At 70.4% G+C, this 26,391-nt stretch carries 29 protein-coding genes; 13 read left to right on the top strand and 16 right to left on the bottom strand.

Annotated features, from left to right (window positions below):
• Positions 1 to 45: 45 nt before the first annotated feature.
• The 6 genes from ACI2JZ_RS11545 to ACI2JZ_RS11520 all read right to left on the bottom strand — a co-directional run bounded on the left by ACI2JZ_RS11545 (position 46) and on the right by ACI2JZ_RS11520 (position 5,305).
• Positions 46 to 1,509: a PepSY-associated TM helix domain-containing protein gene (locus tag ACI2JZ_RS11545; protein ID WP_404598120.1), complete on the bottom strand. Its 1,464-nt coding sequence runs from the start codon at positions 1,507 to 1,509 to the stop codon at positions 46 to 48.
• Entirely contained in the window at positions 1,458 to 2,696 is a 1,239-nt protein-coding gene (locus ACI2JZ_RS11540; protein WP_336640928.1) for a Dyp-type peroxidase, read from the bottom strand. Before ACI2JZ_RS11540 ends, ACI2JZ_RS11545 begins: the two co-directional genes overlap by 52 nt.
• The gene (locus ACI2JZ_RS11535; protein ID WP_404597581.1) at positions 2,696 to 3,232 is read right to left on the bottom strand and encodes a copper chaperone PCu(A)C; all 537 of its coding nucleotides are present in this window, start codon (positions 3,230 to 3,232) and stop codon (positions 2,696 to 2,698) included. Before ACI2JZ_RS11535 ends, ACI2JZ_RS11540 begins: the two co-directional genes overlap by 1 nt.
• Before the next feature lie 11 nt (positions 3,233 to 3,243).
• Positions 3,244 to 3,858 (bottom strand): copper resistance protein CopC, encoded by a 615-nt coding sequence (locus tag ACI2JZ_RS11530; RefSeq protein WP_404597580.1) that lies wholly within the window; start codon positions 3,856 to 3,858, stop codon positions 3,244 to 3,246.
• A gap of 120 nt (positions 3,859 to 3,978) precedes the next feature.
• Positions 3,979 to 4,584: a hypothetical protein gene (locus tag ACI2JZ_RS11525; protein ID WP_404597579.1), complete on the bottom strand. Its 606-nt coding sequence runs from the start codon at positions 4,582 to 4,584 to the stop codon at positions 3,979 to 3,981.
• 193 nt (positions 4,585 to 4,777) lie between these two features.
• Entirely contained in the window at positions 4,778 to 5,305 is a 528-nt protein-coding gene (locus ACI2JZ_RS11520; protein ID WP_247623295.1) for a small multidrug efflux protein, read from the bottom strand.
• A gap of 154 nt (positions 5,306 to 5,459) precedes the next feature.
• On the opposite strand from ACI2JZ_RS11520, the gene ACI2JZ_RS11515 reads away from it, so the two are divergent.
• From ACI2JZ_RS11515 to thrC, 5 genes are all read left to right on the top strand, one after another.
• On the top strand, positions 5,460 to 6,623 hold the full coding sequence (locus ACI2JZ_RS11515) for a sensor histidine kinase (RefSeq protein ID WP_404597578.1): 1,164 nt from the start codon (positions 5,460 to 5,462) through the stop codon (positions 6,621 to 6,623).
• A complete protein-coding gene (locus tag ACI2JZ_RS11510; RefSeq protein ID WP_336640923.1) occupies positions 6,620 to 7,222 on the top strand; it encodes a response regulator transcription factor in 603 nt (200 codons plus the stop codon). Before ACI2JZ_RS11515 ends, ACI2JZ_RS11510 begins: the two co-directional genes overlap by 4 nt.
• An 18-nt stretch (positions 7,223 to 7,240) precedes the next feature.
• Positions 7,241 to 7,648 (top strand): arsenate reductase ArsC, encoded by a 408-nt coding sequence (locus ACI2JZ_RS11505; protein WP_247632831.1) that lies wholly within the window; start codon positions 7,241 to 7,243, stop codon positions 7,646 to 7,648.
• A 36-nt stretch (positions 7,649 to 7,684) separates the two neighbouring features.
• Complete coding sequence (locus tag ACI2JZ_RS11500) at positions 7,685 to 8,179, top strand: methylated-DNA--[protein]-cysteine S-methyltransferase (RefSeq protein ID WP_404597577.1); 495 nt, start codon at positions 7,685 to 7,687, stop codon at positions 8,177 to 8,179.
• A gap of 105 nt (positions 8,180 to 8,284) precedes the next feature.
• Entirely contained in the window at positions 8,285 to 9,688 is a 1,404-nt protein-coding gene (gene thrC / locus ACI2JZ_RS11495; protein WP_247955651.1) for a threonine synthase, read from the top strand.
• Between the two features lie 6 nt (positions 9,689 to 9,694).
• Here thrC and ACI2JZ_RS11490 read toward each other — a convergent pair whose 3' ends face one another.
• The 5 genes from ACI2JZ_RS11490 to ACI2JZ_RS11470 form a co-directional block, all read right to left on the bottom strand.
• Positions 9,695 to 10,108: a VOC family protein gene (locus ACI2JZ_RS11490; protein ID WP_404597576.1), complete on the bottom strand. Its 414-nt coding sequence runs from the start codon at positions 10,106 to 10,108 to the stop codon at positions 9,695 to 9,697.
• A 98-nt stretch (positions 10,109 to 10,206) separates the two neighbouring features.
• A complete protein-coding gene (locus tag ACI2JZ_RS11485; protein WP_247623288.1) occupies positions 10,207 to 10,473 on the bottom strand; it encodes a thioredoxin family protein in 267 nt (88 codons plus the stop codon).
• Positions 10,474 to 10,564: 91 nt separating this feature from the next.
• Positions 10,565 to 10,972: a hypothetical protein gene (locus tag ACI2JZ_RS11480; RefSeq protein WP_404597575.1), complete on the bottom strand. Its 408-nt coding sequence runs from the start codon at positions 10,970 to 10,972 to the stop codon at positions 10,565 to 10,567.
• The gene (locus tag ACI2JZ_RS11475; protein ID WP_404597574.1) at positions 10,969 to 11,097 is read right to left on the bottom strand and encodes a hypothetical protein; all 129 of its coding nucleotides are present in this window, start codon (positions 11,095 to 11,097) and stop codon (positions 10,969 to 10,971) included. Before ACI2JZ_RS11475 ends, ACI2JZ_RS11480 begins: the two co-directional genes overlap by 4 nt.
• 90 nt (positions 11,098 to 11,187) lie before the next feature.
• Entirely contained in the window at positions 11,188 to 12,198 is a 1,011-nt protein-coding gene (locus ACI2JZ_RS11470; RefSeq protein ID WP_404597573.1) for an FUSC family protein, read from the bottom strand.
• 48 nt (positions 12,199 to 12,246) lie between these two features.
• On the opposite strand from ACI2JZ_RS11470, the gene ACI2JZ_RS11465 reads away from it, so the two are divergent.
• A complete protein-coding gene (locus ACI2JZ_RS11465) occupies positions 12,247 to 13,593 on the top strand; it encodes a M20/M25/M40 family metallo-hydrolase (protein ID WP_404597572.1) in 1,347 nt (448 codons plus the stop codon).
• A 52-nt stretch (positions 13,594 to 13,645) separates the two neighbouring features.
• Positions 13,646 to 15,109 carry an MFS transporter gene (locus tag ACI2JZ_RS11460; RefSeq protein WP_404597571.1) on the top strand — a complete coding sequence of 488 codons (1,464 nt, stop codon included), beginning with the start codon at positions 13,646 to 13,648 and terminating at the stop codon, positions 15,107 to 15,109.
• A gap of 9 nt (positions 15,110 to 15,118) precedes the next feature.
• Here the strand turns inward: ACI2JZ_RS11460 and ACI2JZ_RS11455 are convergent, their stop codons facing one another.
• The 4 genes from ACI2JZ_RS11455 to ACI2JZ_RS11440 are packed head-to-tail and all read right to left on the bottom strand — an operon-like array spanning position 15,119 to position 17,458.
• Positions 15,119 to 15,523 (bottom strand): VOC family protein, encoded by a 405-nt coding sequence (locus ACI2JZ_RS11455; RefSeq protein WP_247632824.1) that lies wholly within the window; start codon positions 15,521 to 15,523, stop codon positions 15,119 to 15,121.
• Complete coding sequence (locus tag ACI2JZ_RS11450; protein ID WP_247623282.1) at positions 15,523 to 15,732, bottom strand: hypothetical protein; 210 nt, start codon at positions 15,730 to 15,732, stop codon at positions 15,523 to 15,525. Before ACI2JZ_RS11450 ends, ACI2JZ_RS11455 begins: the two co-directional genes overlap by 1 nt.
• Positions 15,733 to 15,747: 15 nt before the next feature.
• Positions 15,748 to 16,701, bottom strand: coding sequence for a DNA-3-methyladenine glycosylase family protein (locus ACI2JZ_RS11445; RefSeq protein WP_404597570.1), 954 nt, complete (start codon positions 16,699 to 16,701; stop codon positions 15,748 to 15,750).
• Positions 16,702 to 16,747: 46 nt separating this feature from the next.
• Entirely contained in the window at positions 16,748 to 17,458 is a 711-nt protein-coding gene (locus ACI2JZ_RS11440; protein ID WP_404597569.1) for a winged helix-turn-helix domain-containing protein, read from the bottom strand.
• Between the two features lie 326 nt (positions 17,459 to 17,784).
• Here ACI2JZ_RS11440 and ACI2JZ_RS11435 point away from each other — a divergent pair, with 326 nt between their 5' ends.
• The 5 genes from ACI2JZ_RS11435 (at position 17,785) to ACI2JZ_RS11415 (ending at position 24,804) form a co-directional block, all read left to right on the top strand.
• Positions 17,785 to 18,093: a GNAT family N-acetyltransferase gene (locus ACI2JZ_RS11435; RefSeq protein WP_247623279.1), complete on the top strand. Its 309-nt coding sequence runs from the start codon at positions 17,785 to 17,787 to the stop codon at positions 18,091 to 18,093.
• A gap of 52 nt (positions 18,094 to 18,145) precedes the next feature.
• Positions 18,146 to 18,610, top strand: coding sequence for a DIP1984 family protein (locus tag ACI2JZ_RS11430; protein WP_404597568.1), 465 nt, complete (start codon positions 18,146 to 18,148; stop codon positions 18,608 to 18,610).
• Positions 18,611 to 18,936: 326 nt separating this feature from the next.
• Positions 18,937 to 20,382, top strand: coding sequence for an MFS transporter (locus ACI2JZ_RS11425; protein WP_404597567.1), 1,446 nt, complete (start codon positions 18,937 to 18,939; stop codon positions 20,380 to 20,382).
• A 120-nt stretch (positions 20,383 to 20,502) separates the two neighbouring features.
• Entirely contained in the window at positions 20,503 to 21,672 is a 1,170-nt protein-coding gene (locus ACI2JZ_RS11420) for an exonuclease SbcCD subunit D (RefSeq protein WP_404597566.1), read from the top strand.
• Positions 21,673 to 24,804 carry an AAA family ATPase gene (locus ACI2JZ_RS11415; protein WP_404597565.1) on the top strand — a complete coding sequence of 1,044 codons (3,132 nt, stop codon included), beginning with the start codon at positions 21,673 to 21,675 and terminating at the stop codon, positions 24,802 to 24,804.
• Between the two features lie 62 nt (positions 24,805 to 24,866).
• Here ACI2JZ_RS11415 and ACI2JZ_RS11410 read toward each other — a convergent pair whose 3' ends face one another.
• Positions 24,867 to 25,424 (bottom strand): nucleoside phosphorylase, encoded by a 558-nt coding sequence (locus ACI2JZ_RS11410; RefSeq protein ID WP_404597564.1) that lies wholly within the window; start codon positions 25,422 to 25,424, stop codon positions 24,867 to 24,869.
• A gap of 114 nt (positions 25,425 to 25,538) precedes the next feature.
• Between ACI2JZ_RS11410 and nadE the strand changes: the two genes are divergently transcribed.
• The gene (gene nadE, locus ACI2JZ_RS11405; RefSeq protein ID WP_247632817.1) at positions 25,539 to 26,357 is read left to right on the top strand and encodes an ammonia-dependent NAD(+) synthetase; all 819 of its coding nucleotides are present in this window, start codon (positions 25,539 to 25,541) and stop codon (positions 26,355 to 26,357) included.
• Positions 26,358 to 26,391: the final 34 nt, after the last annotated feature.

The raw sequence follows: 26,391 nt of genomic DNA, 5'->3' as shown, positions 1-26,391 counted from the left end.
TACGCGGCCGCCGTTCCCCGGGATCCCGAAGCGCGGATGCCGCGGTTACGCCGAACGTCGCGAGAGGAGTCCCGCGACGACGTCGATCAGCACGAACCCCACGAGGGTCCAGCCGACCAACGGGAGCAACAACCCGATGACCGCGCCGACCGCCGCGACGGCCGCCAGCCCCCACCACGGGGCGTCGCGCAGCACCCCGCGCGGCGGTGGCGAGCCCCCGAACCTCCGTGCCGACCGCGGCGGTCGCCGCTTCCACCACATCACGTACCCGAGCACGACCATCCCGGCGATCGCCAGGGCGATCACGAACAGCACGATCTGGTTCGCGAGACCGAACATCACTCCCATGTGCAGGTCGATGCCCCACCGCGCGAGCTTCGCCGGTAGTGAGAACTCGGCGAAGTCGATCCGATCGACGACCTGCATCGTCGTGCCGTCGATCGCGACCGAGTCGACCTCGGTCGGGTAGCTCGTCTTGATCCCGCGCACGACCCACGCCGAGCCTGGCGCGGGGGGAGGGCTGATCTCCACGAGCCCGGTGTCGACGTTGGTGCGCTGCGCGATCGCGAGCACCGCATCGAAGGTGGCGGGATTCGCCGCACCGGTCGGAGCGGACACCGCCCCGTGGTGCCCGGCGTGCTCGTCGACCGGGGCATCCGCTCCGTCGAGCGCGGTCGTGAGCTGCGGCGTGCCCCAGTCGAGCGAGGCGCGCAGGCTCGAGACGTTCGCGCCGGCGAATTGCGACCAGGTGATGCCGGTGGCCGAGAGGAACAGCGCCCCGAGCACGACCCAGACCCCGAGAGACGCGTGCCAGCCGAAGACCCGCCGATACCCGGTGTGCGTCGGGTTCGGCCGCAGCAGATCGCGCTTCGCGCGCGCCTTGCGGATGCGGATGATCCACAGCGCGAGGCCCGCCACGACGACGATCCCCAGCCACGATGCCGCGAGCTCGCTGTAGTACCGGCCGATCTCGCCGAGCTGCAGGTTGCGGTGCAGGTTGTCGATCCAGGTGCGCAGCGGCAGCGCCCCACTCGTGCCGTAGACGGTGAGGTCTCCGCGGATCTCGCCCGTGCCGGGGTCGATGAACACGGCGCGGGACTCGCTCGCGGCGAGCCCGTCCTGCGCGAACAGGATGCGCGAGGTGTCACCCGGCTCGGGCGCAGGGCGCACCGCCGACAACGTCGCCTCCTTACCGACGTGCTCCTCGGCGATCCCGATCTGCTCGGCGAGGGTGAGCGACGTCGACGATGCCGGCGCGTGCAGCTCGTGCGCGTAGACGACCTGCTCGAGCGTCGGCGTGAGCGCGTAGAGTGCACCGCTCAGCGCCGCCACCAGGATGAACGGCCCCACCAGGATGCCGGCGAAGAAGTGCAACCGCAGCATCAGGGCTCCGAACCACCGGGGCTTCTTCGCGCGGCCCGGTCGCGAGGCGGCCGGCGGCGCGGCCTCCGTGACCGTCACGACGAGCCGCCCAGCAGCGTCTCGCCGATGAAGCCGCCCTCGCGGCATCCGGGCGGGATCGCGAACACGGCCGAGCCGATCGGCGTCGTCCACTCGTTGAGCAGATCGAGGTCGGCGAGCCGTTGCTGCATCGGCGTGAACTGCCGATCGATATCGGCCTGAAACGACACGAAGATCAGGCCGGACTCCGACACGCTCGCGCCTGCCGGACGCTCGTCGTAGTTGTAGGCGCGACGGAAGATCTTCTCGCCGTCGTCGCCGCGGGCGCGGCGCATGTGCGCGAACGGGGGGATCACGGGAAAACCGACCGCCGTGGTCGCGTCGAAGTCCGGTTCGTCGAACTCCTGCGTGCCGGTGAGCGGTGCGCCGTTCGCCAGTGTGCGACCGACGGATGCCTCGCGCCCGCTGCGATCCAGACGATCCCATTTGTCGAGGTCCATCCGCGTACGGCGCACGACCATACCGGTGCCGCCGGCCATCCATCCGTCCTCGACCCACACGACGGAGTCGAACTCGGTCGTTCCCGGTTCGGGGTTGGCGGTGCCGTCGACCTGGCCGAACAGGTTGCGCATCGTCGTGCCCGGGCGCTCGGTGCCGTACGCGCGGCGGAAGCCCTGCTGGCTCCAGCGCAGCGACGCGAAGCTGCGGGCGTCCTTCAACAGCATCCGCGCCGCGTGCGCGACCGTGAGCGGATCGTCGGCGGCGATCTGCAGCAGCAGGTCGCCGTCGGAGAACTCCGGCTGCAGGCGATCGATCGAGAACGCCGGCAGGGGAGCGAGCCACTCCGGCGCCACGCCCGCCGCGCGTGCGACGAGGCCCGGGCCGAACCCGAACGTGACGGTCAGGCGTGCGGGCGCAGCGGCGAGCTCCGGTTCGGAGTCCGCGAGCGCCGCTTTCCCCTGCGTGAGGCGGGCGGCGTCATCGGTGAGGATGCGCAGCAGCCGGGTGAGGCCGTCGCGATCCGTCGTGTCGAGCAGGTCGAGGGCGAGGAACAGTCCGTGCGCTTGCGCGGCGGTGTCGATCCCGGCCTGATGCGTGCCGTGGAACGGCACGGTCTCCTCGCCGTTCATCGGCGTCGAAGCGGGGGCTGCGGTGCCGGCGTCCTGCCGGTTCAGGGCGTAGTCGACCCCGATCGCCGCGACCGCGCCGACACCGGCGACAGCCCCTCCGAGGAGGAACTGCCGCCGGGTCGACCCGGAGCGATCGGAGCGCGCACCCTCGGTGCGCGGGGGCATCAGTGCTCCATGCCCTCGTGGTCGTCGCCCTCGTCGCCCTCGTAGTTCTCGTTGGCGCCCGAGTAGTCCTTCACCGGAGCGGTGAAGGCGTACGTCGAGTCGTCCGAGAACGTGAGGGTGACGGTGACCTCGTCGCCCGCGCTGAGGGCGCCCGTGAGCCCCATCAGCATGATGTGGTCGGCGCCGGGAACGAGCTCCAGCGAACCGCCGGCGGGGATCGAGAACCCGCCCTCGATCTCGCGCATGACCATCTCGCCGGCCTCGTTCTCGACGGTCTCGTGCAGTTCGACCATGCCGGCGGCGTCGGTCTCGGCCGACACGATCGTGGCGGCATCCGTGCCGCTGTTGGTCAGCGTGCCGAAGGCCGCCGACATGTCCTCGTCGGTGGCCTTGACCCAGGCGTCTTCGATGGTGACGGTCTCGCCCGCGGGGGCCGCCTCTGTGGGCGTCTCGGCAGCGGCGCATCCCGTGAGGGCGAGCAGCGACACGGCGACGAGCGCGGTCAGACGGGACAGGTTCTTCGTAGGGGTGTTCATGGAAATGCCTTTCACTTCTCTTCCGCGGCGTCGCCCTCGGCGGACGCGGCGGGTGCCGTCTTCGGACGGCGGAGGATTCGATACAGGACGAGGGCGACGACGGCGATCGCCGCGCCCGCGCCGCCGACGAGCAGCAACCGCAGGCCGCCGTCGGTCTCATCAGCGGACTGATCCGAGGCGTCCGGAACGTACGAGGGAGCATCGGCATCCGTCGGTGCCTGCGTCGCCGTCATCGGTTCGGCGTCGCCGATCGTGAACGGGACGATGCCCGAGATCGGATGCCCGTCCTCCGAGACCACCTGCCAGCGCACCTGGTACCCGGCATCGGGCATTCCGGGCTCGACCGCGGCGGTGACGGTGCTACCCGAGACCTCCACGTCGCCGGTCGCCCAATCGCGACCGCTCTCGTCGATCACGAGCACGACCGCGCCCTGGGTGGAATCGCCCAGCACGAGCAGCTCGCCCGAGTACGTCAGGGTGATGCTCTCGGGCGCCGTGGCCAGACTCTCGTCGGCTTCGGGCGTGCTGTGGACGAGCGAATCATGGGCGGATGCCGGCACGGCCGTCGCGAACACCGCGACAGCCGCCACCGCCATCCCGACCGCGAATCTGCGGGCAGGGGACATGGATGACAGACCTCTCAACGGGCGCCGGGAAGCCGACGCCGCATGTGCGTTCGGATGCCCGCGCGGCAGCGTGCCGGCGCAGGCGTGATCGCCTGACGGCATAGAGGCCGCAGGCGCGGATCAGATCGCGGGGGAGAGAGGTGGTGCTCGACCGCGCAGGGTCGACAGCAGCAGGGCATCGCGCAGGGCGACGGGGGAGGAGAAGACGGGAGGCGCCGCGAGCGGGCGCGCGGGTGCCACGAAGGCCGCCGAGGTGACGCGGCGCCGCACCCAGCGGATGCTCTGCTGCGCGAGATCGCGCAGACCGAGGAGCAGCCTTTCACCGCGGTGCAGAGCGGCGATCGTGAGGGCGGCGGCGACCACGTGTCCGATCCACATGGTGCCGTCGGCGACGACGGCATCCGGGATCGCGCCCGCGGCCGGGAGCACCAGCTGGGCACCGTGCACGTGCGGGGCGACGACGCCCGACGGCGTGATCGTGCCGAGCACGAAGAGCGTGTGGAAGAGGAACTGGCTGACCGCCACCGAGATGCTCAACCGGATGACCGAGAGCCGGCGGCCGGCGAGGAGCACGCACACCATGAACGAGAGCACCCACGGCACGAGGATTCCGAGCGGCCCCGGCATCGCCCCGCCGGCGGTGACGTGCCCGGCCAGTGCGACGAAGATCGCCACGGCGGATGCCGCGAACCCGCGCAGGACGGCGGGTCTTCTGGACGGGTGCACGCGTCCATTCTGTCAGGTCACCGAAACGCCATGAACGAGGGGCGTCAGATTCTCCGACGCCCCTCGTTGTACTCGACGGGCCCTCCCCAGGGCCCTCAAGTGATCTCCCCGATCACGTCGGTGCTTCGGGCACCACACCCGAGGGGCGGCGGTCCCCACATGCCGCCCCTCATCTCCCTCCGGGGATCTCGCGTCAGGCGATCACGTGCACGGCGCCGCCGACGATGATCGTCAGGAGCGTGGTCCAGGCGACGATCGCGAGTCCCTGCCAGAAGAGGATCCGCGTCTTGCTCACGCCGGTCGCGGCGAGCATCGTCGCCGTGAACTGCGTCGGCAGCAGCAGCGGGCCGAGCAGGCTCACCCCGGGAACGCCGTAGCGCTCGAGAGCGTTCTGGAACTTCTGCTTGCGCGGGCTCGCCGCCTCCGGCGTCTCGATCGCCGCTGCGTCGCCGCCGGCCGCGACGAGCTGACGGGAGCGGTTGCGCTGCACGATCGCCTGCCGTGCGCCGGAACTGGCGAGCACGAGCACCAGCACGCAGAGGAAGTTGCCGACGATGCCCGCGATGGCGGCGACGACGGGATGGATGCCGCCGATGATGCCGATCGAGGCGGCGCCCTCTCCCTCGATGAACGGGACGGCACCCGCGAGGGCGACGATGAGCGGCTGAACGAGCTCGGGCACCTGGGCGACCAGGTTCTGGAAGGTCTCGATGAGGTTCATGGTGTCCTCCGGGTCTGTGCGGCAACGGTCTCTCCGTTGCGATGCATCCAGTTCACCCGCTGGGGTCCGATCCCGGCAGTGCCGCGGTGTCACCGGAATGCACGCGCTCCGCACGACCGAGGGGTGACAACTGTCACGGCTCTAGGGTGGTGGGGTGAGCACCCCCTCGACACCCGGAGCCCGCCAACTCGCGCGCGGCATCATCGCCACCTGGTGGTACACGGTGTCGGGTGTGCTGTTCCTCGAACTCATGCTGGTGTTCTTCTGGACGGTGCTCGCGTTCGCCGAGCCCGAGAGCATCGTGCCCGGCATGATCGTGGCCATCGGCGGCCTGATCTGGTGGGCGTCCACCGCTCTCCTGCTGCGCGACTACCGGCACCGCGTCGATGCCGAGCCCGGCGTCGCATGGCGGAGCATCCTCCTGCCGATGACCGTCGCGGTGGCGTTCGGCGTCGTCGCGGGCATCGCGCTGGGCAGTTGGCAGCTCGCGCTCATGCCCATCGTCCAGTCGCTCGCGCTGCTGAACTGGCCGGCCGGTGTGCGGTACCGCGTGACCATCGCGGCGGTGCTGGTCATGGGGGCGCTCGGATTCATCGATGCGCACGACGAGGCGGCAGCCGTGTGGTGGATGCCGATCTTCTACACCGCGCTCCTGCCGATCATGACGGTGAGCACGCTGTGGTGGTGGGATGTGCTGAACACGCTCGACCGCGCCAGAGCCTCCGAGGTCAGGCTCGCGGCCACCCAGGAGCGTCTGCGCGTCGCCACCGACGTGCACGATCTGCAGGGGCACCATCTGCAGGTGATCGCGTTGCAGCTCGAACTCGCCGAGCGACTCATGCCCGTCGACGCGGATGCCGGCATGGAGCAGCTCCGCGCGGCGCGCTCCAGCGTCGACGACGCAAGGCAGGGCACGCGCGACCTCGCCACCCGCTTCCGCTCGGTGCCGCTGGGCGACGAACTCGCCAACGCCCGCGACCTGCTCACCGCCGCGGGCCTCGAGGTCGAAGCGCGCATCGCTCCGGACGCGGCATCCGCGCCGGCATCCGCCCTCGGGCCGGTGATCCGCGAGACGACCACGAACGCCCTGCGCCACGGCGGCGGCGCGCGGGCACGGCTCACCCTCGCTCGAGACGGCTCGCACTGGCGCTACACGATCGCGAACGACCGTGCGGAGGGTGAGGAATCGGATGCCGATGGCTCGGGCCTCGACGGCATCCGCCGCCGTCTCGCCGAGGTCGGCGGAGCGCTGGACGTGCGCGACGACGGCGGGGAGTTCGTCGTCACCGCGACCGTCCCCGCGGAGGACGCGCGATGATCCGCGTGCTGCTGGCCGACGACGAGGGCATGATCCGGTCGGCGCTCGCCGCGTTGCTGCGGCTGGAAGACGACATCGATGTGGTGGCGGAGTGCGGTGACGGCGACGAAGCGGTGGCCGAGGCGCTGCGCCTCGAGCCCGACGTGTGCCTGCTCGACCTCGAGATGCCGGGCCTCGATGGTGTGCAGGTCGCCGAGCGGTTGAACCGCGCCATCGCGACCCGCTGCGTCGTCGTCACCCGCCACGCGCGGCCGGGTGTGCTGCGTCGTGCGCTGGCATCGGGGGTGTCGGGCTTCCTCCCCAAGTCCCGCGGAGCGAACGAGGTCGCCGCGGTCATCCGCAAGGTCGCGGCCGGCGGCAAGTACGTCGATCCGGAGATCGCCGCCGATGCCCTCAGCGACGAGCGCTCGCCGCTGACCGATCGCGAGCTCGACGTGCTGCGTGCGGGGCGGCGCGGCGAGACGACCGGGCAGATCGCCCGCATCCTCTCGCTCGCCCCGGGAACCGTGCGCAATCACGTCTCGGCGATCCTCGGCAAGCTCTCGGTCGCGACCCGCCAGCAGGCGGTTCTCCTCGCCGAGGAGCGCGGGTGGATCTGAGCCGCCTATCCTGGCATCATGACCTCCGCTGCCGCTAAGCCCTCGGTCCTGTTCGTGTGCGTGCACAACGCCGGCCGCTCGCAGATGGCCGCAGGATTCCTGCGGGAGATCGCGGGAGACCGCATCGAGGTGCGCTCGGCCGGATCGATGCCCGCCGACGCGATCAACCCGGTCGCGGTCGAGGCGATGAGCGAACTCGGCATCGACATCACCGCCGAGCAGCCGAAGGTGCTCACGACCGAGGCCGTCCAGGCATCGGATGTCGTCATCACCATGGGATGCGGCGACGCCTGCCCGTTCTTCCCCGGCAAGCGCTACGAGGACTGGACGCTCGACGACCCGGCCGGGCAGGGGATCGACGCGGTGCGCCCGATCCGGGATGAGATCCGCGCGCGGATCGAGACCCTCGTCTCCGAACTCGTCTGATCCTCTGCGGGGCTGCGGCCGGAGGGAGCCCGGGGCATGTCGTGGTTCGGAACGCTGCCGACGCCGGTGGGAGTCATCGGCGTGGTCACTGACGGCTCGGCCGTCACGCGCGTGACGTGGATCACCGAGGCCCCGGCCGGGGCCGACCTCGGCCCGGATCCGCTGCTGAGCGAAGCCCTCGGGCAGGTGGACGCGTACTTCGCCGGTCGACTGACGCGGTTCGACCTGCCGATCGATCTCGGCGAGCAGACCGTCGCGACACGGGCCGTGCTGACGGTGCTGCACGAGACCGTCGGCCACGGCGAGACCCTCACCTACGGCGGCCTCGCGGCCCGGAGCGGCACCGAGGTCCCCGCCCGGGGGATCGGATCGATCATGGGCGCCAATCCGGTGCCCCTCATCGTCCCGTGCCATCGCGTCGTCGCGGGCGACGGTCTCGGAGGGTACTCGGGCGGCGTCCCCGGCCACGGTCTCGAGACCAAGCGCTGGCTGCTCGAGCACGAGGGTGCGCTGCCCGCGTCGCTGTTCTGACGGATCGTTTCGGAGGCGCCGGCGGCGGCATCCGTCATCGCGTCATCGACGCGCCCGACGTCCTGCGAGAATGGACGTGCCGAAGTCCCGAACCGAGGAGCCAACGTGCAGTTCATCTCCACCCGCGGTGGCATGCAGCCGCAGCCGTTCAGCGAGACGCTGTTGGAGGGCCTCGCGCCCGACGGGGGGCTCGCCGTCCCGGCCGAGATGCCGACCGTCGACACCGAGACGCTCGAGCGCTGGCGGGCACTGACCTACCCGCAGCTCGCGACCGAGGTGCTCGGCCTCTTCGCCACCGACATCCCGCGCGAAGACCTGGCCCGGATGACCGAGGCGGCCTACGCGCCGTTCCCGGGCAACGTGGTGCCGCTGCGCTCGATCGGCGACGGTCTCACGCTCGTCGGCCTTTCGGAGGGCCCCACGCTCGCCTTCAAGGACATGGCGATGCAGTTCCTCGGGCAGGTGCTCGAGTACGCGCTGGAGCGCAAGGGATCCGTGCTCAACATCCTCGGAGCGACCTCGGGCGACACCGGATCCGCCGCCGAGCACGCGCTGCGCGGCAAGGAGCGCGTCTCGGTCTTCATGCTCTCGCCGCAGGGCCGCATGAGCGCCTTCCAGCGGGCGCAGATGTTCTCGCTCGACGACGACAACGTGCACAACATCGCCGTCGAGGGCGTGTTCGACGACTGCCAGAACCTCGTCAAGCACCTCGCCGGAGACCTCGACTTCAAGCGGGCGCAGAACCTCGGCGCCGTGAACTCGATCAACCTCGCGCGCATCACCGCACAGGTCGTGTACTACTTCTGGGCGTGGCTGCGGGCGACGGATGCCGACGGCCCGACCGAGGTGTCGTTCACCGTTCCGTCGGGCAACTTCGGCAACATCCTCTCCGGTTTCTTCGCGAAGCAGATGGGGCTGCCGATCCGCCGCCTCGTGCTCGCCGCCAACGAGAACAACGTGCTCGACGAGTTCTTCCGCACGGGTGTCTACCGGCCGCGCAACGCGGCGCAGACGCTCGCGACGTCGAGCCCGTCGATGGACATCTCGAAGGCATCGAACCTCGAGCGCTTCATCTTCGAGCTCGTGGGCCGTGACCCCGAGCGCGTCGTCGGCGCTTGGCGCGACCTCGATGAGCAGGGCTACTTCGACTTCGCCGGCGATCAGCCGCGCTTCGCGCTCGAGTACGGGATCGTCAGCGGCACGTCGACGCACGCCGACCGGCTCGAGACCATCCGTTCGGTGTACGCCTCGACCGAGGAGATCATCGACCCGCACACGGCCGACGGAGTGAAGGTTGCGCGTCAGTACGTGGAGGAGGGCGTGCCCATGCTCGTTCTCGAGACCGCGAAGCCGCACAAGTTCGCCGAGACCATCAACGAGGCTATCGGTGTCGAGCTCGATTACTCGAAGGAACTCCGCGAGATGCTCGGCGCCCCCCAGCACGTCACCGAGATGGCCGACGACGAGCACGCGCTGCGCGCGTTCATCGAGGCGCACGCCCTGCGTTGACGCGCGTCACTCCTCGGGGTCGCCGTGCAGCATCCAGTCGATGCCGAACCGGTCGACGAGCATCCCGAACGTTCCGCCCCACGGCGGAACGTCGAGCGGCATGGTGATCGTCGCGCCCTCGGCGAGCTTGTCCCAGACCTCCTGGGTGCGCGCCTGCGTGTTGCCGCTGAGTGAGACCGAGATCCCGGCGGGCTTCTCGTAGGGCATCCCGTCGGGGGTGTCGGACGCCATGAGCACCAGGCCGTCGGGCGTGGTGAGCTGCGCGTGCATGACCAGGTCCTTCTGACTCGGATCCTGCACCATGTCGGGGAAGTCCCCGAACACGCTGATGTCGAGGTCTCCGCCGAGCACGCGCTGATAGAACTCCATCGCCTGGCGGGCGTCGGTGCGGAACGACAGGTACGGGTTGAGATTCGCCATGACTGCTCCTGGTGAGAGGGATGCCCCGGGTTCGAGGCACGATCAGTCTGCGTCGGTCCGTCACCGCGCACAAGAGAGGTCGGCGAGCGCGTCCCGGTTCAGGCGGGGAGAGCGCGAACCGCGGCGGTGAGCACCTGCGGGACGGTCGGCACGCCCTCCGCGCGGAAGACCGTCTCGCCGTTCGCCGCGCGGATGATGACCGTCGGGGTGAAGCGGATGTCGAGGGACTCCGCCGCGTCGGGATCGCGTGCCACGTCGATCTCGGTCACGGTCGCATCCGGCAGGAACCGCACGGCGTCGGCGAGGACGGCGCGAGTGCGCGCGCACGCACCGCAGAACGCCGATGTCACGAGCGTCAGCTCCATGTGCGTCTCCTCTCGGCGGATGCCTCCACCGATGCAACCGCCGAGCGCAGGTTCGTGTTCCCGCCGCCAGGACTCGGTCGCGAGGCGCCGCTCAGAACGCGGTGCGTTTGACGAGGCCGCGATTCCTGCGGATGTTCTCGTAGTCCCACTGGATCGCGCGCGACTCGGCGAGCCAGGCGGCGACCGCGTCGGTGTCGACGTCGTCGGCCGCGACGAAGAGCACATCGGCGGCCTGGAACGACCCGGATGCCTCAAGACCCGGTGCCGCGAACGACTGCCCGCTCCAGAACATCAGCCGCATCCCGTCCTTCAGCCTGCTGTAGCCGACGATCGGATTGCCGTCGAGGAACCAGACGGGATGCGCGTGCCAGACCTTGCCGGTCGCCGCGGGAAGACCGCGCTCGATCTCCGCGGCGAGCAGGTCGGCGATCTCGCGGTCGGCCGGAGCGAGGCGTGCGTGGTACTCGTCGATCGAGCCGTCCCGGATCACGTCGGTCACTCCCTGTCCAGGCCGAAGTTGCGTGTCATCATGCCGAACATCAGCGCAGCGAATGCGCCGATCATCGTCCAGATCTGTGGCTCGGTCATGGCGATCATCCCCCTCGTGTGCGTCGTCGCGTCCATCCTGCCAAGGCTCGCACGGTTGTTCAGACCGCTCAGCACGATCGGTGGAAAACTCGCTCAGGTCGTCATCGGTGGAGGGGAAGCGCGCCCTCACGCATCCCTCGCCTCCGCCCGCGGATGCAGCACACCCGAGGCGGCGCCGAGCACCGCGCCGACGATCGTGTCGACGATCCGCTCGCCCGCGACGTCGAGCGACCCGATGCTTCCGGTCGCCGCGCCCGTCAGCAGCAGCACGAGCGGGGTGATGAACACGAGGGCGAGGGCGTAGTGGCGCACCACGACGAGCTCGATCGAGAACTGCAGCAGCCCCAGTAGCAGAGCCAGCCAGATGCCGGCCGGGTGCAGCAGCGCGAGCAGGATGTAGAGGCCGGCACCGACCACGGTGCCGAGCATCCGATGCAGCCCGCGCTGGAAGGCGGCGCGTCGTGCGGCGGCCACACCGATCACGGCGACGGCCGAACCGACGATCCAGTAGGTGCGATCGGGATCGATCACGAGGCCGAGCAGCACGCCCACGATCGCGACGATCACGACGCGGAGCAGGAGCATCCGGGAATCCGCGTTCCAGGCCGGCCCGGGCAGGATCTCCCGCAGCGGGCGCGCCCGGATCCGCCGGATGCGGGGGAGCGCGAGCGGCGCGAGGGCGACGAGGTACGAGAACAGGCAACCGCCGGTGAGGGCTGCGAGATAGACGAACGGGTCGATCGTTCCGGAGGCGACGACGTGGGCGGACAGGCCGTAGACCAGCACGAAGAACAGGGGGCCGGGAGGGCCGAGCCGGAAGCCGAACGCGAGAGCCGCGCTCACGGTCGCGACCACCACGACACCGATGCTCACCACGAGGGTGTTCCCCGCGACGAGGATGCCGAGGGCGGCGCTCAGGAGCAGCGAGACGGCGATGATCGGTAGCACCCGCGCACGATCGACCACCGGGGCGGAGCCCGCGTAGAGCACCGTGAAGGCGCCGGAGGCGGCGATATAACCGAGCGGTGCCTGGCCGAGGACGGTCAGCACGGCGATCGGTGCCGCGATGCCGATCGCGGCCTGGAGGGCGAGGGGCCAACGCGGTCCACGGGAGGGGGCGAAGGCGAAGAGGCTCACCCCTCCATTCTCCTCCTCGCTCCTGCGGAGGCGGACACGGTCGATACGATGGCGAACGTGACCCCCACCGTGCGCCCCGGCATCGATGAACGCCTCTCGCGGATGATCCAGCTGCCGACCGTCTCGGCCGAGCTCGATGAGCGCGGACGGGAGCCGTTCGACGCCTTCGTCGCCCTGATCGCCGAGCTGTACCCGTTGACGCACGAGAGCCTCGCGCTCGAGCGCCACACCGATTTCGGGCTCCTCTTCCACTGGCGCGGGAGGGCCGAGGCATCCGATGGGCCGGTCGTGCTGATGGCTCACTACGACGTCGTCCCGGTCGACGAGAGCGATGCCTGGACGCATCCTCCCTTCGCCGGTGTGATCGCCGATGGCATCGTGTACGGGCGGGGCGCGCTCGACGACAAGGGGCCGTTGATCGTCGTGCTCGAAGCCGTCGAGAACCTGCTCGCCGACGGCTTCGTCCCTGCGCGCGATGTCTACCTGTCGTTCGGTGGCAACGAGGAGACCTACGGGCACGCGGCGCAGGAGATCGCCGCGGTGCTTCGCGACCGCGGCATCGTTCCCTGGCTCGTCGTCGACGAGGGAGGAGCGGTCGTCGATGCACCCCTGCCGTTCGTACCCGGGCGTGCGGCGATGATCGGCGTCGGCGAGAAGGGCGTGATGACCGTGCGGCTCTCGGCCCGCGGGGACGGCGGTCATGCCTCCGCCCCGCCGACCCTCACGGCGGTGCGGCGCATCGCGCGCGCGGTCGATCGGCTGGGCCCCACGACGTTCCGGCCGCGGGCGTCGACGGCGATCCTTCGGATGCTGTCGCGCCTCGCCGATCAGACGCCCGGATCGGCGCGGCACCTGCTCCGGGTGCTCGCCTCCGCGCCGCTGCTCACGGCGCGGGTCTTCGCCGCGCTCGGGGGAGAGCCGGCGGCGCTCGTGCGCACGACCGTCGCGCCGACGATGCAGTCGGGCGGGACCGCGGCGAACGTGCTCCCGTCGCAGGCATCCGCCACCGTCAACCTGCGCATCGCGCTCGGAGAGACGACGCAGCAGACGGTGCTGCGCGTGCGTCGGCGCGTGCGCGACCCGCTCGTGAAGGTCGAGGTCGTCGAGGCGAGCGAACCGTCGCCCGAATCGTCGACCGAGAACGCGCAGTTCGCGCTGCTCGCCGAGGCGCTCGAGATTTCGCACCCGGGCGTGCCGGCCGTGCCGTACGTGATGATGGCGGCGACGGATTCCCGGCACTTCCATCGCTTCGCCCCTGCGGTGTACCGCTTCGCTCCCCTCGAGATGTCGAACGCCCAGCGGGCATCGATCCACGGCGTCGACGAGAACGTCGAGATCGCCGCCCTCGCGCGGGGAGAGCGGTTCCATCGCGCTCTCCTCGAACGGCTAGTGTGATCTCAGTCGCCCCTCGATGGGTCCGGGGGCCCCACGAGAAGCAGGAGTCGCGATGACGCGCACGCGCACACTGGGCACCCTGGCCGCCGTCGTCGGCTACCTCGCGTTCGTCGAGTTCACCAGCGGCGTGCTGCAGGGGTACTACACCCCGATGCTCACCGACATCGCCCGGCACCTCGGCATCCACGACGCCGACGTGAACTGGCTCGAGGGCACGCAGCTCATGCTGTCGGCCCTGGTGGTGCCCGCCTTCGCGAAGCTCGGCGACATGGTCGGCCACAAGCGGATGCTGTTGATCTCGACGGCCCTCACCGCCGCGGCAGCACTCGTGCTGCCGTTCACCGACTCGTTCTGGGTCTTCCTCGTCGCGTGGACGCTCATGGGCTTCTACGTCGTCTGGCTCCCGCTCGAGATCGCCCTGATCTGGTCGCGGTCGCGCCGGATGGAGGGGCGCTCCACGATCACGGCGAAGGCCGCCGGTCTCCTCGTCGCCGCCCTCGAGGGGGGAGCGATCCTCGGGGCGCTCGCCGGAGGTGCACTCGTCGACGTGCTGCCGCTGACGGTCGTGCTCCTCGTGCCGGCGATCCTCATCGTCTTCTGCTTCTTCGTCATCCTGTTCGGGGTGAAGGAGTCGCCCGACCCCACGGGCGGTGCGTTCGACACGGTCGGGCTCATCCTCATCTCGCTCGCCCTCGTGTGCTTCACCGGTGGACTCAGCCTGCTGCGCCTCGAGGGCGGCCTCGTGAACCCGTGGTCGTGGGCGGTGGTGCTGCTCGGGATCGTGCTGGTCGTGCCGTTCGTGCTCTGGGAGCTCCGCCGCGACGATCCGCTGATCGACGTGCGCATGTTCCGCTCACCGGCCCTCGGCCCGGTGTTCCTCACCGCCGGTCTCTTCGGCGTCAGCGTGCTCGGCGCGCAGGCTCCGCTGTCGACCTTCGCGCGCACGGACCCGGGTGTGCACGGCTACGGGCTGGGCACCTCCGGCTTCCAGACCTCGCTCATCATCGGGCTCTATCTCATCGCGATGATCGCCGGCGCGCTCCTGTTCCCGATGGTCGCCCGTCGCACCACGCCCCGGCTCACGCTGATGGGCGCGTCGCTCCTGGTCGGGATCGGGTTCCTGCTGTTCCTGCCGTTCCACGACACCTACGCGCAGGTCGTGACGAACATGGTGATCGCCGGGCTCGGCTCCGGAGCGCTCGTGGCTGCGCTTCCCGCGGCGGCGGCATCCGGTGCGCCCGCCACGCAGACGGGCGTGGCGACCGGCCTGACGAACTCGGTCAAGACCGTGGGCGGGGCGATCGCGTCGTGCGTGTTCGGCATCGCGCTGTTGAACGGCGTGGCCGAATCGGCCGGTGCGGCGGCCGAGGGCACCGCCGGGTCGCTCGCCGGGTACTTCACCGTGTGGATCGTGTGCGGCGTCACTGCCCTGGTGGCGGCCGTCACTCTCGTCTTCGTGCCGAAGACGGCGTTCACGGATCGTCCCGCCGAGGTCGAGGCGTCGCCGGTCGTCTGATCTCGGGTGTCAAACGTCGCGCGGAGGGTTGTGCATGAATTCGATGCGGATGCCGCCGTCGTCCTCGACGAACGAGGCGTAGTACCGCTCGGTGAAGCGCGGGTACTCCTTGGGCTCGCGCACGGGTGTCCAGCCGGCGGTGACCGCGATGGCGTGCAGTCGCTCGACGTCCTCGCGGGAGCCGACGGCGAACGCCAGGTGCTGCCAGCCGACGCGTCCGTGACGGTGCGGTTCGGGGTCGTCGTCGCGCGGTGCCATGAGGATCAGCTCGGTCTCGTCATCCTTGTTCCAGGAGAGCGAGTGGTCGTCGCCGTGACCGATCGCGAAGCCGAGCGCGGCGAGCACAGGGGCGAACTGGGCGCGCCCGCGTTCGAGGTCGGCGACCGTGATGCCGAGATGATCGAGGAGGGGCATCAGAGCTCGATGCCATGGTCCTCGTCGTTGACGCCGGCGTTGTGCCCGCGCCGCGACTCGTAGCCGAGGAACCACCCGATCCAGACGATGGCGGCGAGCAGCACGCCGAGCCAGACGTTCTGGAAGATCAGGCCGATCACCACGCCCAGTACCAGCAGGCCGACGGTGACGATCAGGCGGAGCGCGAGTCGACGACGAGACGGGTTCATGGTCACAGCCTAGGGCTAGCGGGCGCGGTGGTCCTCGGGCGCGAGGCGCGGACCTCGGCGCGGCTCCTGCACGCCGCTGGCGTGGATGAGGCGGAGCACCCGCTGCCGATGGCCCGCCCACGGGGCGAGGAGCGCGAGCATCCCGTCGTCGTCCGTGCGCGTGCCGGTCAGTGCATAACCGACCTGGTGCGCCAGGTGATAGTCGCCGACGCTCACGGCATCCGCATCTCCGAGCGCGCGGATGCGCGTCTCGGCCGAGGTCCAGAGGCCGATCCCGGGCAGGCTGGTGAGCACGCGGTCGCGGTCGACGCCGGTCTCTGCGGCGCGCGTGGCGCGTTCGATGCTGTCGCCGCGCTGCGCCGCGCGCACGAGCGTCTTCGACTGCGGCGGCTCGACGCCGGCGCGCTGCCAGATCCACGACGGGATCGTGCGCCAGACGGAATGCGGGGGAGCGGCGTGCATCGGCCGCGGGGCCGGGCCGGGGGCGCGCTCGCCGTAGCGGGTGACGAGGTAACGCCAGGCCCCGAAGGCTTGCATGCCCGTGACCTTCTGCTCGATGATCGCGCACGCGAGCGCGTCGAACACCTCGTCGGTACGCGTGAGCCGCAGACCGGGGTGACGGTGGGCGGCATCGGCGATCAGCGGATGCCGGGTCGGATCGAAGCCCTCTGCGTCGTCGTCGGCCCCGCAGAGCCGGGGGACCCGGTCGAGAGCATCGCCGGCCCCCGGGCCCCAGGCGGTCGCCCGCACCTCTCCCGAAGAGGCGCGGAGTGCGATCGTCGCGATGCCGGAGGGGGTGCGCAGAGCGCGCCAGATGACGCCGCCGTCGATGACGGTCGTGGGGTCGTTCCGCCCGCGACGCAGCATCCCCACGGTCCGCAGCAGGTCGAGCGGATGCTCCGGTCGGTACACGATCTCGTGCGGAGCGCGCGCGGCCTCGGCCGCATCGGCATCCGCTGTCATCGTCATGCGCCCACCCTACGTCGGGCGTCCGACAGAGCGATGGGTGCGCGGGTCAGAAGCGGTCGGGCGAGGGGGTGCCGTGTCCGTAGCGGATGACGACATCGGCGTGGCGATCGAAGCGGTAGCCGATGCCGCGCACGGTGCGGACGATGTCCTCGTAGCGGCCGAGCTTGGCGCGCAGTCGGCGAACGTGCACGTCGATCGTGCGCTCACCGGGCGTCTCGTCGTCCTGGGCCTGCCACAGGGCCGAGACCAGTTCCGAGCGCTCGATCGTGCGGCCCTCGCGGAGCACGAGGTACTGCAGCAGCTCGAACTCCTTGTAGGTGAACGCCGCGGACTCGCCGTCGATGAGCACGCGCTTGCGCGAGATGTCGACCGTCACGCCGCCCTCTTCGTCGACAGCGTCGTCCTCGGTCGCGGCCTTGGTACGGGCGATCGCGCCGGGCTCGTGCAGGGCGAGACGCACCACGTCGAGGTCCTTGCCGCCGGAGCCGTGCGGGGCGAGGGCCACCGTGGCGTGCGTCTCGGCGCCGGGGGCGAGTTCGGCGAGCGTGCGGCGGAGGGCGTCGACGAGCAGCGGAAGGCTCACGCCGGCCTCGGCGGCCTTGATCTCGTCGAGACCGACGTAGAGGGCGAAGCCGCGCGGCGAACGGGCGGCGGGAAGATCGGCGGCGGTGTTCAACGGTGCGTCTGCCTCGGTGCGTGCGGGAACGGTGCGCAGCGGGGCGGTGGCGGGACGCTCGAGAAGTGCGATGTTCGACATGATGATGAAGTCCTCAGGACGTGAGCCGATGGGCTCTGATGCGTTGCATGAATGACCGGGGCGAGCCGGGAAGCGAGCAAAGGGTGGATGCTCGGGGACCCCTGCCTCGAAGATCGCGAGGGACGGGGTCGGGCGGGTGGCTGTTCGTTCAGCTGCACATTCGGCAACACATGCCAACGCGACCGGGCATCATCATCCCGGCAGTCCCGTTCGCCTCCTGGGCGGACAAAGGGCGTGCGTTGGTGGTCATGGGGGGATTATGTCCGATCGTGTCGGCCCGTGTCAAAACGACCACACGATCGCGCGGCGGGCGTAACGTGGTTCCGATGACGAAATCGACGCTCGCCTCCGGCTTCATCCTCACCGACGAGAAGGACGCCTCCCGCTACACGCTGACCCGCGACGGGCAGCTCGTGAGCGTGCTCGACTACCGCGACGACGGTCGCACCATCGCGCTCACTCGGGCCTTCACGATCCCGACTTTCCGCGGCCACGGCTATGCCGGGACAGTCGTCGAGGGCGCGGTCGCCGAGATCGAGGAGCGGGGTGACCGCAAGGTCGACGCGGTCTGCTGGTACGTCGCCGACTGGTTCTCGGCGCACCCCGAGAAGGCGTCGTTGCTGCGCTCACGGTGACCGCCTCGTCCGTGACGTTGTGTTACGACGTCGATTTGGAAGGATGGGGCGTATGAAACTCGCCGAGGCACTCACCGCACGGGCCGATCTGCAGCGCCGGATCGAACAGCTTCGCGCGCGGATCACAGCGAACGCCCGTTTCCAGGAGGGGGAGGAGCCCTCCGAGGACGCGAACGCGCTGCTGGTCGACGCCGAAACCGATCTTGCACGGCTGCGCGATCTGATCCGCCGGATCAACGCCACGAATGCACGGCTCGATCTGGGCACCGACGGCACGATGACCGACGCGCTCGCGACGCGGGACGTGCTGCGGCTCCGGCATTCGCTGCTGACGGATGCCGCGGCATCGGCATCCGGCAACACGCAGTTCCCCCGGCAGATGCGTTCGGAGCTGCGACAGATCTCGGCGCTCCCCGTGGCGGAGCTGCGGGCGAACGCGGATCGGGTCGCGCAGGAGCTGCGCGAACTCGACAACCGGATCCAGCAGGCGAACTGGACGAACGATCTGGAGGAGTAGCGGAAGTCGGTAGTCACGACGAGGCGGGCACAACCCCCGCCGGGAGGGGCAAGTCCCGGCACCTGTGGGCGGAGGGCAGCCCTGATCTCGCATCGCGCAGCCCCGCACGCCGCACAGGTGATCGCGCACCGCGCATCTCGCATCACCGCGTGCCGATCGTCGTGACGAGGGTGGGTCAGGGGACCTTCCGCTTACGAACCTCTCGATCGACTTGTTATAGTCGAGCTCTGCTCAGCCCCGTCGGCTGAGGTGGTCAGGCGCCCGCGGCGCGCTGGTCCGAGGCTCGAAACCTCCGGCATCCTTCACCAGACACCGGAGGTTTTTCCATGTCGTCATCCCTGCGCGCCCGCCCTCAGACCCGATGGTGGGCGCTCGTCGTCCTCTCGTTGACCCAACTGGTCGTCGTCCTCGACGGCACCATCGTCAACATCGCCCTGCCTCGTGCTCAGGCCGCTCTCGATCTCAGCGACGTGCAGCGCCAGTGGGTCGTGACGGCCTATGCCCTCGCCTTCGGAGCGCTCCTGCTCCTGGGCGGCCGGATCGCCGATTTCATCGGACGCAAGCGGGCGTTCCTGATCGGCATGCTCGGCTTCGGAGCCGCCTCCCTCTACGGCGGTCTCGCCCAGCAGGGCTGGGAGCTGGTCCTCGCGCGAGGCCTGCAGGGCGTGTTCGCCGCCCTCCTCGCGCCGGCGGCCCTGGCGTTGTTGACCGTGACGTTCCCGACTGGACGGGAGCGCAACACCGCCTTCGCCGTGTTCGGCACGGTCGCCGGCACCGGCGCGGCCATCGGCATGCTGCTCGGCGGCGTCCTGACCGAATTCGCCGACTGGCGTTGGTGCCTGCTCGTCAACCTCGTCTTCGTCGTGATCGGCGTGGCCGGTGGGGCGATCGTGCTGACCGAGAGCGCGGCCGAGGGCAGCAAGCGCCTCGACATCGCGGGTGCCCTGAGCGTCACCCTCGGACTCGGGTCCCTCGTATACGGGTTCAGCCTCGCCGAGGGCGGGTGGGCGCAGCCCCTGACGATCGGCTTCCTCGTGCTCGGCGGCGTGCTCCTCGGACTCTTCGTCTGGGTCGAGAGTCGGGCCGCGCACCCGCTGCTCCCGTTGCGTGTGGTCGCCGACCGCGTGCGCGGCGGCGCGTTCCTCATCCAGGGTGTCGCCGGCGCGATCATGATCGGCGCGACCGTGTACCTGACGTTCCACCTGCAGTTCGTTCTCGGCATGGGAGCGCTCCAGGCCGGGCTCGCGAGCCTCCCGCTCCCGATCGCGACCATGGTGCTCGCGCCGATCGCGACCAAGCTGCTGCCCGTGATCGGCCCGCGCCCGATGCTCGTGGTCGGCCCGCTGATCGCTGCGGTCGGCCTGTTCACGCTCTCGGGAATCACACCGGACGGTGCGTACGTCGTTCAGATCGCCCCGGCGCTGGTGCTGCTGGGGATCGGGATGGGCTTCGTGTTCATCCCTCTGCAGAACCTGGCGCTCTCGGGGGTCGCGCCGCACGACGCCGGGGTGGCGTCGGCGGTCGCGAACTCGGCGATGCAGATCGGCGGATCGATCGGGCTGTCGGTGTTCACGGCGGTCTACGCGGCCGCGGTCGGTGGACACGCGCAGACAGAGGTCGGTCCGGAGCGGCTCACGGATGCCTACGGCTGGACGTTCATCGCCGCATCGATCTTCATGGTCGCCGCCTCGGTGATCGCGGCGACCATGGTTCGCGGATCGAAGAGCGAGCTGCTGCCGTCGCTCGGAGAGGCCGTCCCCTCCGCGCACTGAGCGGAGCCGGTCGCCCGTCGGGCGGCGGATTGACGATCGGCCCCGTCGATCCGCCGCCGGGGAACGGCTGCTGCGGCACGCCTCGGACGGAATGTCGGTGGCCCTTCGTACCGTGTGATTATGCGCATCCTGCACACCTCCGACTGGCACATCGGCCGCACCTTCCATGGCAACTCGACCATGGACGCGCTGGCCGAGGTGCTCGGAGCGCTCACGGCGCAGGTGAGGGAGCACGCGGTCGACGTCGTGGTCGTGGCGGGCGATGTCTTCGACTCCGCGACGCCATCGGGTCCCGCCTACACCCTGCTCGGCGATGCGCTGGTCGCGCTGCACGACACGGGGGCGAGCGTCGTCGTGACGAGCGGCAACCACGACTCGGCGGCCCGACTCGGTTTCCAGGCCCGGCTGCTGCGCGAGGGCATCCACGTGCTCACCGATCCGCTGGCGATCGGCACGCCGGTGACGATTCACGATGTCGACGGTCCGGTGAACTTCTACGGGATCCCCTACCTCGAGCCCGCGATCGTGCGCCAGCACTGGCCCGAGGGCGATGCCGAGGGGCGTCCCCTGCGCACCCAGGCGCAGACGATGGCGCATGCCATGCATCTCGTCCGCGAGGGCATGGCGCGTCACGGCGGGCGCTCGGTCGCGATCGCCCACTGCTTCGCCGCCGGAGTGGATGCGACGACGGGGCTCGAGCGGGAGGTGCGCCAGGGCGGGCTCGACGTCGTGCCGCTCGAGGTGTTCGACGGCCCCGATTACGTCGCTCTCGGGCACATCCACGGCCGCAACCGCCTGAGCGACCGCGTGCGCTATGCCGGAGCGCCGCTGCACTACAGCTTCGGCGAGCAGAGCAAGCCGCGCGGCTCCTGGCTCGTCGAGATCGGAGAGAGCGGGCTCGCGGGTGTCGAGTGGCTCGACCTCCCGGTTCCGCGCCGGCTCGTCACTCTGACGGGCACCCTCGACGAGATCCTCTCCGACGACAACGTCGCGGCTCACGCCGAGGATTGGGTGTGCGCGACCTACACCGACGCGCTTCCGCAGACCGAGCCGATGCGCCGCCTCCGTGAGCGCTTTCCGTTCTGCGCACTGGTGCAGCACCTGCCGGCGACGACGGTCGAGAGCGGTGAAGGGTCGTACGCGGCGCGTCTGCGCGAGGCCGTGAGCGACGACGAACGCATCGCCGCCTTCCTCGAGCACGTCCGCGAGGGCCACGGGCCCACGGCGCGTGAGATCGAGCTCATCCGTGAGGTGCTCGACGACCGGGTGCGCGCAGAGGCGCTCGTCTAGATGCGCCTGCACCGCCTGGAGGCCGAGGGATTCGGTCCGTTCCGCTCGCGCCAGGTCGTCGACTTCGACTCGTTCGCCGACGACGGCATCTTCTTGATCGCCGGTCGCACGGGTGCGGGGAAGTCGAGCATCCTCGATGCCGTGTGCTTCGGGCTCTACGGCGGAGTGCCGCGTTACGAAGGCGGCGAGAAGCGGCTGCGCAGCGACTACTGCGAGCCCGATGACATCTCCGAGGTCTCGATCGAGTTCAGCACCCCGGCGGGTCGCTATCGGGTCACTCGTTCGCCCGAGTACCTGCGCCCGGCCAAGCGCGGGGGCGGTTTGACCAAACAGGCACCGGCGGTGGCTCTCGAAGAGCACACGGAGTCGGGATGGATCGGGCGAGCCGCCCGCGCCGTCGTCGTCGCTCACGAGCTCGACGAGATCCTCCAACTGAGCCGCGAGCAGTTCCTGCAGGTGATCCTCCTCGCCCAGAACCGCTTCTCGGAGTTCCTGCTCGCCAACAGCAAGGACCGCCAGGCACTTCTCCGCCGGCTGTTCGGCACCGAGCGGTTCGACGACGTGCAAACGCGATTCGATGAGCGGCGTCGAGCGTCGGAACGCGCACTCGACCTGCGTCTGGCGACGATCGGAGCGCGGCTCGACGAGGCCGAGGCGCTCGTCTCTCGGGAGGCGCTGGGAGCGGATGAGCGCGCGCACACCGCGGAGTCCGAGGCGTCCGGAGAGTCCGCGGCGTCCGGCGAGTCCGCGGCGTCCGGAGGCGCTGCGGCGGCGGATGAGCCGTTCGCTTCCGAGTCCGCCGGCGCTTCCGGCGGTGGGCCGACACCCGGAGCCGCGGCGTCGCGGGACGTGCCCGCCGCCGACACGGGCGGACGCCTCGACGATCTTCGCCGCGCCGAGGCGCGAGCCGCGTATCGCAGCGAGCGCCGCCGTGCCGAACGCGACGATGCCGAGCGCGCACTCGCGGCGGCGGATGCCCGACTCGCCGAGGTTCGTGAGGAACGTGCGGCGCAGAGCGAACGCGACCGTTCGCGTGCCGCGCTCGCGATACTGGACGCCGAGCAGCCGCAGATCGACGAGGATCGGGTCGCGCTCGCGTCCGCGCGCAGCGCCGAGGCCCTCCGCGCAGTGATCGATGCCGCCGAACGGGCCGCACGCGCCGCGGAGTCCGCGGCGGAGTCGGCGCGGATCGCGGAAGACGAGTGGGGCGCCGTCGATGCGGGTCTCGACGCCCCCACCGTCGACCTGCTGAACGACTGGGTTGCCGAGCGTCTGAGCGAGCGTGGCGCATGGGAGCAGGCCGCTCTGCTCGAGGAGGGTTCCGCTTCCCGCAACGCGGAGATCGAACGCGCGCGTGCCGCGGCGAGTGAGGCCGCCGCACGCGTCGCCGAGCTCGTCCGGGAGCAGGGCGACCTGCCCGCCGAGCTCGCCAGGGAAACCCACGCCCGCGACGAAGCGAGGCGCACCGCTGACCGTCTCGACGACCTCACCCGACGGCGCGACCAGGCGATCACCCGCGCGGAGGCCGTGCGCCGTCGCGAAGAGCTGCGGGAGGAGAGCGCCGCGGCCGAGCGTGCGCTCGCGGAGGCGACCGACGAGGTGGCGACGGCTCAGACCGCGCTCGCGCTCCTGCGTCGACGGCGCCTCGACGGCTTCGCGGGAGAACTCGCATCCACTCTCACGGCTCAGGAACCGTGCCCCGTGTGCGGGTCGCGCGAGCATCCGGCTCCCGCCGTGCACGCCGACCCGGTGTCGGCAGACGACGTCGAGGCCGCGGAGGCCGTGCGTGACCTGGCTGCTCGACGGGAACGTGCCGCCTCCGAGCATCACGTGTCGCTCCGCGAGAAGATCGCCGGAGCGGAGGCCGCCGCTGAGGGTCGTACCGCAGAGACGGCGCTGGCCGAACTCGAGGCGCTCGAGACCGAGCGGCGATCCTCGATCGATGCGCAGAGTGCTCTCGCCACCCATGACGCCGCCATCTCCGCGATCTCCGCGCGAGCGGAGGCCCTCGACGACGAGCGCGCCGCCGCGGAGGCGGCAGTGGGGGCGGCACGCGAGACGCTCGCCGCCCAGGAGCAGAGCGCCCGAGAAGCCGAAGCGCGCATCGTCGAAGCGCGAGGTGAATTCCCTTCGGTCGCATCGCGCATCGCGATCAACAGCGACGGCATCGCCGCTGCAACGGCGCTCGCCTCCGCGCTCCGCGACCTCGAACAGCGGGAGCTCGCTCGCGCCGAGGCCGAGGCGGCTCGACGGAGCGCACTCACCGACTCGCCCTTCGAGACGATCGACGACGCCCGCGCGGCTCTGCGCTCGCCGCGCGAGTGCGACGCACTCGAGGAGAAGATCACCCGGCACGCCGTGAGCCGCGAGAAGGAGAAGAGCATCCTCCTGCCGCTCGAGATGCGTGCGCTCCCCGACGAACCGATCGACATCGCGCCGTTCGAAGCATCCGCCGCCGACGCCCGGGCCGGCTGGATCACCGCAGTCTCCGCCGCCGGAGCCGCAGCGGGTGTGCTCGAACGGCTGACGTCGCTCACCGCGGCCGCCGCAGACGAGCACGGTCGCAGCGCCGAGGAGATGGCCGAGCACGCCGTGCTGCAGAACCTCGCCGATTCGATCGCCGGTCGGGGCCCGAACACACGAAAGATGACGCTCGAGACCTTCGTGCTCGCCGCCGAGCTCGAGGAGATCGTCGAGGCGGCCAACCGTCGGCTGGGCGACATGTCCACGGGCCGCTACCAGCTCCGGCACTCCGACGCCCTCGCCGCACGCGGCGCCGCATCGGGGCTCGGCATCGTCGTCCACGACGCCTTCACCGGGCAGACACGTCCCGCGCAGTCGCTCTCGGGCGGCGAGACCTTCCTGAGTTCCCTCGCACTCGCGCTCGGACTCGCGGAGGTGGTCACCGCCCGGGCCGGCGGCATCCGTCTCGACACGCTCTTCATCGACGAGGGCTTCGGGTCTCTCGACGCCGACACCCTCGACGTCGCGATGCGCACGCTCGACGAACTGCGGCAGGGCGGTCGAACCGTCGGCGTGATCAGTCACGTCGAGGCGATGCAGGATCAGTTCCCGGCGCAGCTCCGCGTACGTGCGACGAGTGCCGGGCCCAGCGTCATCGAGACGCGCTGACGCGACATCCGCTCAGACGTGCGGACGCGGTATCCGCGCACATGCGCGGACGGCGGCGCCGCTCAGACGCCGTACTCCTGCCGGATGACCTCGCGCAGCTGGACGCTGCACCGGGCGATCGCCGCCCGGAAATCGACCAGCGCGCCCTCCTCCGCGCGATCCGAGATCGCGCGGAACGCCCGGATAGGCACCCCGAACTTCTCGGCGACCCAGATGTACGCGTAGGTCTCCATATCGACGAGTCCGGCGCCGGACGGGCGGATGACCGCCGTGATGCCGGCATCGCCCACGAAGCTGTCGCCGGTCGCGATCAGCACGCCGTCGCGACCCGTCGACACGCGCGCCGGAAGTGAGACGTGCTGGCCCGCGATGCCGTCGAGATCGAACACGTCGTGCTGCAGGGCGCTCCCGATCTCGTGGACGCTCGCGTCGAGATCCGGATCGATCCCACCCGCCGTGCCGACGACGACGACCTCGTCGTAGGGCTTCGCGTCGAGCGCGCGTGTGAGGGCGTACGTCGCCTGCATCTTGCCCTCGCCGGTGACGAGCTGATCGAATCCTTCGAGGTTCGCGGGGAACGCTTCGAGTTCGGATGCCATGGCGGCGACGAGAAGTTTCACCTCGCCATCCTGCCAGGTGCCGGCGGGCGACGCGAAGCCGCGGGGCATGCGCGATGCGTCATCCCTCCGTAACAGGACCGGGAGATACTGGGAGGAGGAAGAGTGGAGGAAGCCGTGTCCCTGCAGAAGCAGATCTCCGATGCCCTCGGTGTTCGCGCCGAGATCGATCCCGAGTCCGAGGTCGAACGGCGGGTGCAGTTCCTCGCCGACTACCTCCGCACCACCGGCGCCCGAGGCTACGTGCTCGGAATCTCGGGTGGTCAGGACTCGACGCTCGCCGGTCGCCTCGCACAGCTCGCGGTCGAGCGCGTGCGTGCCGAAGGCGGAGAAGCCCGTTTCCTGGCCGTGCGCCTTCCGTACCGGGTGCAGCACGACGCAGCGGATGCCGAGGCGGCACTCGCCTTCATCGCCGCCGACAGCTCCGTCGAGGTCAACATCCAGAACGGCGTCGACGGCGTCGAAGAGGACATCGAGTTCGCCGTGACCAGCGACATCAGCGATTTCAACCGGGGCAACATCAAGGCACGGGTGCGCATGGTCACGCAGTACGCGCTGGCCGGGCACGAGGGCGCCCTCGTCATCGGCACCGATCACGCCGCCGAGGCCGTGACCGGCTTCTACACGAAGTTCGGTGACGGGGCCGCCGACATCCTGCCGCTCTCCGGCCTCTCGAAGAGACAGGGTCGCGCGCTGCTGCAGTTCCTCGGCGCCCCCGACCGGCTCGCGTTCAAGGTGCCGACGGCGGATCTGCTCGACGGACAACCCGGACGCGCCGACGAGGACGAGCTCGGACTCACCTACGAGCAGATCGACGACTTCCTCGAGGGGCGCCCGGTGGACTCCGACGTGGCCGGCCGGATCGAAGCGCGCTACCTCGCGACCCAGCACAAGCGCAACCTCCCCGTGACGCCCGACGACACCTGGTGGCGCTGACCCGGGTGCCGTGAGCTGCGGCGATGTCGGATGC

The organism is Microbacterium sp. NPDC087868 (assembly GCF_044900755.1).
Taxonomy (GTDB): Bacteria; Actinomycetota; Actinomycetes; order Actinomycetales; family Microbacteriaceae; genus Microbacterium; species Microbacterium galbinum.
This window is presented reverse-complemented; position numbering and strand designations above follow the sequence as displayed.